7 protein-coding genes are annotated in these 8,348 nt (G+C 75.0%); all 7 read right to left on the bottom strand.

What is annotated here, in order from left to right; all coding sequences use genetic code 11:
- Positions 1-1,856, bottom strand: a 1,856-nt coding sequence (locus tag B7L92_RS06600; protein WP_081236528.1) for a sigma-70 family RNA polymerase sigma factor, incomplete at its 3' end; no start/stop codon positions are given.
- A gap of 149 nt (positions 1,857-2,005) precedes the next feature.
- Positions 2,006-2,713, bottom strand: coding sequence for an AAA family ATPase (locus B7L92_RS06595; RefSeq protein ID WP_081236527.1), 708 nt, complete (start codon positions 2,711-2,713; stop codon positions 2,006-2,008).
- Positions 2,714-2,841: 128 nt separating this feature from the next.
- Positions 2,842-4,107, bottom strand: a complete 1,266-nt coding sequence (locus tag B7L92_RS06590; RefSeq protein ID WP_081236529.1) for an ArgE/DapE family deacylase — start codon at positions 4,105-4,107, stop codon at positions 2,842-2,844.
- A gap of 120 nt (positions 4,108-4,227) precedes the next feature.
- The gene (locus B7L92_RS06585) at positions 4,228-5,691 is read right to left on the bottom strand and encodes a sensor histidine kinase (RefSeq protein WP_438363971.1); all 1,464 of its coding nucleotides are present in this window, start codon (positions 5,689-5,691) and stop codon (positions 4,228-4,230) included.
- A gap of 52 nt (positions 5,692-5,743) precedes the next feature.
- Entirely contained in the window at positions 5,744-6,463 is a 720-nt protein-coding gene (locus B7L92_RS06580; protein ID WP_081236525.1) for a response regulator transcription factor, read from the bottom strand.
- Between the two features lie 73 nt (positions 6,464-6,536).
- Positions 6,537-7,163, bottom strand: coding sequence for a CE1759 family FMN reductase (locus tag B7L92_RS06575; RefSeq protein ID WP_081236524.1), 627 nt, complete (start codon positions 7,161-7,163; stop codon positions 6,537-6,539).
- Positions 7,160-8,275 (bottom strand): LLM class flavin-dependent oxidoreductase, encoded by a 1,116-nt coding sequence (locus tag B7L92_RS06570; RefSeq protein WP_081236523.1) that lies wholly within the window; start codon positions 8,273-8,275, stop codon positions 7,160-7,162. The genes B7L92_RS06575 and B7L92_RS06570 overlap by 4 nt, the downstream gene beginning before the upstream one ends.
- Positions 8,276-8,348 lie beyond the last annotated feature (73 nt).

Here is an 8,348-nt window from a genome sequence, read left to right as displayed (position 1 = left end):
GGGGCGGAGGCCGTGTCGGGGTGGAGGCCGTGTCGGGGCAGGGGCTTCGCCCGGCCGTGAGAGCCCCTCGGCGGCCCGTCCGGCACGGCGTCGTCGGTCCTCACCGGCCCCGCGGGGCCGCTGCCGAACCGGACCGAACCGGGCGGTCGGGGCGGTCGGAGGTCCCGGCACGGCGACCCGGGAGGGTGTTCGGNNTGGCCGCGGGCTATGTTCTCGGCGCCCGGGCTCGGGTGTCCCTGGGCCTTGGCCCGGTCGACGAAGCTGCTGCCGTTCTGCCCGGTGTGGGAGAAGTAGTCGTTGGCGGACATGTCCTCGCTGTGCAGCTGGGCCGCTCTGGCCAGGCGGTCGTCGAACGTCACGGGTCCGCAACCCGCCTCGGCCCGCTCGGTGTTGGTGAGGGCCAGGACCTGGGCGGCCGGGGTGCCGCCCGGAGCGGCCGCGGGCGCGGTGGGCGGCGCCGCCGGGCGCGCCGGCGTCTTCTCGGGCTGGGCGGGGCGTGCGGCGGCGGAGGTCGTGCGGGTCCTGCCGGGACTCGGTGTGGCCGAGGCGCTCGGCTCCCGCGACGGCTCGGCCGAGGCGGAGGCCGAGGGTGAGGAGGAGGCGGAGGCGGAGGCAGAGGCGGAGGCCGCGTCGGAGGGGGTCGGTGACGAGGGCGTGGAGGCGGTGGGCTCGGGGCGGACCGTGGCGGCCGCCCGGGTCCTGTCCCCTCCGTCGTCCGGTGTCAGGAGGGTTATCCCGGATATCGTGCCGCCGGTGACCAGCAGCGCCGCGGCCACGGCCGCGATGTTCCTGCCCCGCCGCTTCTGCGCACGGCTCTGCGCGCGACGGCTCGCGCGGCTCGTACGGGCCCCGTCCACCGCCACCGTCCCGAGGGCCTCGGTCGGGGGGTCGACGGACGCCGGGCCCGACTCCCCGTACGCCGCCGCCGGACCCGACTCCCCGTACGCCGCCGCCGGGGCCGACTCCCCGTACGCCGCCGCCGGGGCCGACTCCCCGTACGTCGTCGCCGTTCCCGGCTCCGCCGGCAGGTCCCCCGGTGCCGTCGCGCTCTCGGCGGAGGTCCCGGTGGAGGACAGCGGCGCCGCGTCCGCCGTCCCGGCGCCGAGGCCGCTGAACAGGCCGGCCGCGCCGAGCAGGCCGGCCCCCACCGGCACCAGCCCCAGTCCGACCAGCAGGCCCTCCGCCGGCACCAGCCCCGACTGGAAGCCCGCGCAGACCGTGCAGTCCCGGGCGTGACGCGCGATGCGCTTGCGCCACAGGGCCGAGGGAGCACCGTCCCAGGCCGCGACCACGTCGTCCAGCAGCACGCAGCGCGGCTGCGCGGACAGCGCCCGCACCACCAGCCGGGCCGTCTCCAGTTGCGCCTTCATCCGCTGCACGCGCACCGCCGTGTGCTGCGGCGACAGCTCCAGCGCGGTCGCCACCTCCGCCCGTGTCAGCTCGCCCGCCGCCTCCAGCCACCACAGCGACAGCAGCGCCTGGTCGTCGGGGTCCAGCCAGCGGGTGGCCTCGGCGGCCTCGCGCCGTTGGCCCTCCAGCCCGAGCCGCACGATCGTCAGGTCCACGAAGTCGGCGCCCGGGTCGGCGACGTCGTACGCGTCGTGCAGGCCCGAGGGGACCGGCACCAACCGGTCGCCCCGCTCACTGCGCCAGTGGTGGCGGAGCTGGTTCATGGTGATGGCGACCAGCCAGGACCGGAAGCGGGCGGGGTCGTTCAGCGAACCGAGCGCGCCGAGGGCGCGGAGCATGGTCTCCTGCACCACGTCGTCCACGTCGGGGTGGCCGTTCAGGGCCCGGCCCACGATGTTGTAGACCAACGGGAGGTAGGCGGAGACGAGTTCGTCCTGGGCCCGCATGTCCCCACGCCGTGCCGCCTCGACCGTCTCCCTGCCGGGTTCGCTGCTCGCTGCCACGCTCGTCCACACTCCTTCTCGGTCCCGGACCGTTCTGCCCCGTCACAGCAGGAGAGCCGCCGCCCGGGGCCGGATAACGAAAAGCGCGGGGGTCATTCCAGTACGTGCCGCAGATACGCTCGCGGGTCGGCGAGGTAGCGGCGCCAGTGGTCGACCAGGGCCAGGTCCCGCCAGGTGGTCCTGCGCATGCCGTGGTCGCCGACCTCGACGATGTCCGCGCCGGGCAGCGCGGTCAGCAGCGGGGAGTGGGTGGCGCAGACGACCTGCGCGCCCTCGCGGGTCAACCGGTCGAGGTGACCGATCAGTTCGAGGCAGGAGGAGAAGGACAGGGCCGCCTCCGGCTCGTCCAGGACGTAGAGGCCGGGGCGCAGGAACTTGTCCCGGAACGCGGCGAGGAAGCCCTCGCCGTGACTGCGGGCGTCGGGCGCGAGCCCCTCCCGGTCGAGCGCGTCCAGTGCCGTCTCGGCGCGCAGGAAGAAGCCCTGGCGGGCGGACCAGGAGCCGAGCATGCGGCGGCCGCGCGGAGCCGCGTCGAAGCGGATGCGTTCGCCCAGGAGGGACGTGGCCCGGTGGCTCGCGTGGCGCCACTCGTGCGAGCCGCCCCAGGGGTCCAGTCCGAAGCCCTCCGCCAGGGCCTCGACGAGGGTCGACTTCCCCGAGCCGTTCTCGCCGACGACGAAGGTCACCGGCGCGGTGAACCGCAGTCCGTCACGCAGGAGTTCACGAACACAGGGGAGCGACCAGGGCCACTCCCCCACGTCGTACGGACCCCCGTGTGCGTACGCGCGTTCGACGATCACCGGTCGAGTTTCGCACAGGGGCCGCGGGGGACGGGTGAGCGGTGCGCCGCTCCCCTCGCCTCCCGCCCGCCGCTCCCTGCTCTACTCCCCTCCCGTCGGCCGCCTCCCCTCCCCGTCCGCCGGCCGCCTCACTTCGTCCCCACCGTCCGCAGCACCGTGAGCACCAGCGCCCGTGCCACCGTCGTCGTCTCGCGCAGCGACACGTGTTCCCGCTCGCTGTGCGCCACCGCGATGTCCCCCGGGCCGTACTGCAGCGTCGGGACACCGGCGCCGGTGTAGAGGCGCAGGTCGCTGCCGTACGTCGCCCCGCGCTCCCGCGGTCGCGGGCCGCCCGTCGCGTCGGCGTGCGCGGCCCCGACCACGTCCGCGAGGGGGTGCCCCTCGGGCAGCCGGCCGCTCGCGAACTGCCCGCCCGGCCAGCTCACGGTGGCCGGGTGGTCCCGCAGCCAGGGGTCGGCGGCGCAGGTCTCGGCCACGCACCGCTCCAGCTCGGCGCGCGCGTCGGCCGGGTCCTCGCCGAGCCGTACGCCGAGCCGGCCCTCGGCGACCAGCAGGTCGGGCACGCTGCTCGCCCAGTCCCCGGCGCGCACCGTGCCCACCGACAGGCCGTACGGGATCGGGTACTCGGCCAGCAGCGCGGACGGGTCGCGGTTGCGCTCGGCCTCCAGGGCGGCCAGCGCCCGGTGCAGGGGCAGATAGGCGTCGACGGCGCTCACCCCCAGCTCCCGTGAGCTGCCGTGCGCCGCCTTGCCGGGCACGGTGATGCGGAACGTCAGCGCGCCCGCGTTGGCGGTGATCAGCGTGGCGGCGGTGGGTTCGGCGATGACGCAGGCGTCGCCGCGGTGGCCGCGCCGCAGGGTGCCGAACGCGCCGAGGCCGCCGTCCTCCTCGCCGACGACGCAGTGCACGGCCACCCGGCCGCGCAGCCGTGTCCCGGCCGCCCGTATCGCGGCGAGCGCGGCGAGCTGCGCCGCGAGGCCGGCCTTCATGTCGCAGGCCCCGCGCCCGTGCACGAGGTCCCCGGTCACCCGGGGCACGAACGGGTCGCCGTCCCAGGCCGCGGGGTCCCCGGGCGGTACGACGTCGACGTGGCCCTGGAGGATCAGGGTCGGCCCGTCGCCACCGTCGGGGGTGGTGCCGACCAGGCCCCATGCCTCCTCGCGGGGCGCCTCCGTGCCCGGGAAGTCCGGGTGCGCGCGCAGTGCGGGCAGGTCCATCGACCACAGGTCGGTCTCCAGGCCGAGCCGCTCCAGCCGCCCGGCCAGCAGGTGCTGGAGCTCCGACTCGGCGGCGCTCCCGGTCACGCTCGGCACCGCGATCAGCTCCAGCAGGGTGCGCCCCAGAGCCGCCTCGTCGATCGCCGCCAGCGCGGCGGCCTCCTCGTCCGTCGGCATGCCGCCGTCCCTCCCCTCGTCCCGCGGGGCGGCGACGTACGCGGCCCCGAACGCATACATGCTCACCCCGCTCCACCCCCATGCGGTGACGGCCCCACCCCGGGGCGGGGTCGCCCGCTCTCAGCGCGGGGCGTCCGTCCGGTCCGGCGCGCCGCCGCCCACCGTGAACCCGATCACCGTCCCGCCGCCCTCCCGGCGGAAGGCGTACGGTGCTCCTCCGTGCGCGAGGGACACCTCGCGGACGATGGACAGGCCGAGGCCCGACCCGGGGAGGGAGCGGGCGTCGGCGGCGCGGTAGAAGCGGTCGAAGACCCGGATCAGGTCGTCGTCGGCGATCCCGGGCCCCCGGTCGCGCACCTCCACCCGCACCGTGCCCGGCCGGGCGGGGCCGGCGACGTGGATCTCCACGGGCGACCTGCCGTCCCGGTCGAACTTGACGGCGTTCTCGACCAGGTTGGACAGCGCCCGCGTGAGCATCCCGGGCCGCCCGTCGGTGGTGGTGTCGCCGCTCGCCCGGACCACGACCTTCCGCCCGCTGCGGCGCCGGGCCAGTCCCGCCACGTCCTCGGCGATGTCGGCGAGGTCGACCCGCTGCGGCGGCTCGGTGTCGGACTGGCCGGCCGCGAGGTCGACGAGCTCGTTGACCAGGTCGGTCAGCTCGCGGGCCTCCTGGGTGAGGTCGGCGACGAGTTCCTCCCGGGTGCCGGGCGGCAGTTCGTCGATGCGGCGCAGCAGGGAGATGTTGGTGCGCAGCGAGGTGAGCGGGGTGCGCAGCTCGTGCCCGGCGTCCTGGACCAGCCGGCGCTGGTCCTCCTCGGACTGGGCGAGCCGGCCCAGCATCCGGTCGAAGGCGCGGCCGAGGCGGCCCACCTCGTCGTGGCCGGCGACGGGCACCTGGATGCCGAGCCGGCGGGTGCGGGCGACGACCTCGGCGGCCCGGGTGAGGACGACGAGCCGACGGGTGATGCGCCGGGCCAGCCACCAGCCGAACAGCCCGGCGGCGACCACCACCGCCGCCATCAGGACCAGGGTGCGCCGCTGGAGGGTCCGCAGCAGGTCCTCCGTGTCGCTGAACTCCTGCGCGACCTGCACCGCGCCCCGGCTGCCGCCCAGGGAGACGGTCGCGACCCGGTAGATGTCGTTCCCGACGTCGACCTCCGCGTGCACCACCACCTCGCCGGCCGGGGCGGCACCCGCGATCCGGCGGTCGGCGGCGACCACCGGCAGCCCCGGGCTGCCCGGGTCGAAGACGCTGCCGTCCGGCCCGAGCACCTGCACGTCGGTCCGGGCGGGCCGCACCAGGTCGTGGCCGGGGGCGGTGGAGGAGAAGTCGACCGGTGTCATCCGGTTCTCCCGCACCTCGCCGCGCAGGTCCTGCACGACCTCGTCGAACACGGACTGCTGGTCCACCCGCACCAGCCGGGCGGCCGCGTTGTAGGAGAGGATGCCGACCAGGACGGTCACCGTGGCGGTGATCACCGCGAACGCCACCGCGAAGGTGGTGCCCAGCGACAGCAGCCCCCGCCGGGCGGCCGTCGGCCGGCGCGCACGGCCCGGGGCGCCCACAGCGCCAGGGGTGCCCACAGCGCCCGGGGTGCCCACAGCGCCCGGGGTGCCTCCCGCGCCCGCGGGCACGTCAGTCCTCCCGCAGCACGTAACCCACCCCGCGCACCGTGTGGATCAGCTGCGGCTCGTCGAGCTTGCGGCGCAGGTAGCCGACGTAGACGGCGAGGTTCTTGGAGCCGGGGCCGAAGTCGTAGCCCCAGATGCGGTCGTAGATGGTGGCGTGGTCCAGGACCACGCCCGCGTTGCGGATCAGCAGTTCCAGCAGCTCGAACTCGGTGCGGGTCAGCTCCAGCTCCCGTCCGCCCCGCCAGGCCCGGCGGGCCTGCGGGTCCATGCGCACCCCGGCCGCCTCGACGACGCGCCCGGGGGCCGCCGGCTCCGGCGGCCCGGCGGCGGGGGTCCGGCCGCCGTTCTCCGGGTCGGGCCGGGCCCGGCGCAGCAGGGCGCGCAGCCGGGCGAAGACCTCCTCGACGTCGAACGGCTTGACCACGTAGTCGTCGGCGCCCGCGTCCAGTCCCGCGATCCGGTCGGCGGTCTCCACCAGCGCCGTCAGCATCAGCACGGGCGTGCGGTCGCCCTCGGCGCGCAGCACCCGGCACACCTGGAGTCCGTCGATGCCGGGCATCATCACGTCCAGCACCAGCACGTCGGGCCGGCTGCGGTGGACCTGGGCCAGGGCCTCGACGCCGTCGGCGACCGCCGTGACCCGGTAGCCCTCCAGGGTCAGGGCGCGTTCCAGGGCGTTGCGGATGGCGCGGTCGTCTTCGGCGAGCAGAACGGTGTGCGGCACGGGCCCAGTGTGCCAACCGTTCCCGTCCCCCGGCCCCGGCGGAGGACGCCGGGGCCCGCTTCTTACCCGGGTCTCACCCGGTGGGCCGCAGCGCGGCCAGCTGCTCCTCGAACGGCACCACCGTCAGTCCCCCGGCCGTGTCCTCCCCGGCCGTGTCCCCGCCCGTCGGCCGGGCGGCGGACGACGCTCCCATCAGCGCGGCCAGCTCGCCGGCCGCCCGCGTGATGCGCCCGTCCAGGCCCTCGGCGCCCCAGTCCTCGGAGGCGGCGTACACGCCGGTCGGGACGACGACGGCCTTGAGGTGGGCGAAGAGCGGACGCAGCGCGTGGTCCAGGACGAGCGAGTGCCGGGCGGTGCCGCCGGTGGCGGCGATCAGCACCGGCTTCCCGGCGAGGGCCTCCTCGTCGTGGACGCTCAGCGTGTCGAAGAACGACTTGAACAGTCCGCTGTACGACGCCGAGAACACCGGCGTGACCACGATCAGTCCGTCGGCCGCCGCCACCGCGTCGAACGCGTCGGCCAGTGCCCGCTCCGGGAAACCGCTGGTGAAGTTGTGCGCGATCGCCACGGCGAGGTCGCGCAGCTCGATCACCCGCACCTCGGCCGAGGTCGGTCCGGCGGCCGCGGCGGCCAGTCGGTCGCCGAGCAGCCGGGTGGACGACGGCACGCTCAGTCCCGCCGATACGACGACGAGCTTCATGCCCGGGCCCCTTCCTCTTCCTTCTTCTGGGCGGCGGCTTCCTTCGCGCCGGCCAGCAGCGAACCGTGGGTGGGCGCGTCCGGCACCTCGGCCGGCCGGCCCTTGGCGAACTCCTCGCGCAGCACCGGCACGACCTCCTCGCCCAGCAGGTCGAGCTGCTCCAGCACGGTCTTCAGCGGCAGACCGGCGTGGTCCATCAGGAACAGCTGGCGCTGGTAGTCGCCGGCGTACTCGCGGAAGGACAGCGTCTTCTCGATCACCTGCTGCGGGGACCCCACGGTCAGCGGGGTCTGCTCGGTGAACTCCTCCAGCGAGGGCCCGTGCCCGTAGACCGGCGCGACGTCGAAGTACGGCCGGAACTCGCGCACGGCGTCCTGCGAGTTCTTCCGCATGAACACCTGCCCGCCGAGACCGACGATGGCCTGCTCGGGCGTGCCGTGCCCGTAGTGGGCGTACCGGTTCCGGTACAGCTCGACCATCTGCTTGGTGTGGTGGGCCGGCCAGAAGATGTTGTTGTGGAAGAAGCCGTCGCCGTAGTACGCGGCCTGCTCGGCGATCTGCGGCGAGCGGATCGAGCCGTGCCAGACGAACGGCGGTACGCCGTCCAGCGGGCGGGGCGTGGAGGTGAAGCCCTGCAGCGGGGTGCGGAACTTCCCCTCCCAGTCGACGACGTCCTCGCGCCACAGCCGGTGCAGCAGGGCGTAGTTCTCGACGGCGAGGTTGATGCCCTGCCGGATGTCCTGCCCGAACCAGGGGTACACCGGTCCGGTGTTGCCGCGTCCCATCATCAGGTCGACCCGGCCGTCGGCCAGGTGCTGGAGCATCGCGTAGTCCTCGGCGATCTTCACCGGGTCGTTGGTGGTGATCAGCGTGGTGGAGGTGGAGAGGATCAGCCGCTCGGTGCGGGCCGCGATGTAGCCGAGCATGGTGGTCGGCGAGGACGGCACGAACGGCGGGTTGTGGTGCTCCCCGGTCGCGAAGACGTCCAGGCCCACCTCTTCGGCCTTCAGGGCGATGGCGACCATGGCCTTGATGCGCTCGCGCTCGGTCGGCGTACGCCCCGTGGTCGGGTCGGGGGTGACGTCCCCGACGGTGAAGATCCCGAACTGCATGGCCGCTCATCCTCCAGGTTGTTTACGCTTCAACTATACCCGTGAACGGCTCCCCCTCGCCCCCTATTCCCAC

The organism is Streptomyces viridosporus (genome assembly GCF_002078235.1).
In the GTDB taxonomy this organism is placed as follows: Bacteria; Actinomycetota; Actinomycetes; order Streptomycetales; family Streptomycetaceae; genus Streptomyces; species Streptomyces viridosporus.
The sequence above is the reverse complement of the archived record's forward strand: the minus strand, read 5'-3'. Positions and strand labels throughout refer to the sequence as shown.

Bases quoted from the DNA above. Each gene is read 5' to 3' on its own strand.
- B7L92_RS06590 (WP_081236529.1), bottom strand. From the start codon at position 4,107: ATGCCGACGGACGAGGAGGCCGCCGCGCTGGCGGCGATCGACGAGGCG.
- B7L92_RS06575 (WP_081236524.1), bottom strand. From the start codon at position 7,163: ATGAAGCTCGTCGTCGTATCGGCGGGACTGAGCGTGCCGTCGTCCACC.
- B7L92_RS06570 (WP_081236523.1), bottom strand. From the start codon at position 8,275: ATGCAGTTCGGGATCTTCACCGTCGGGGACGTCACCCCCGACCCGACC.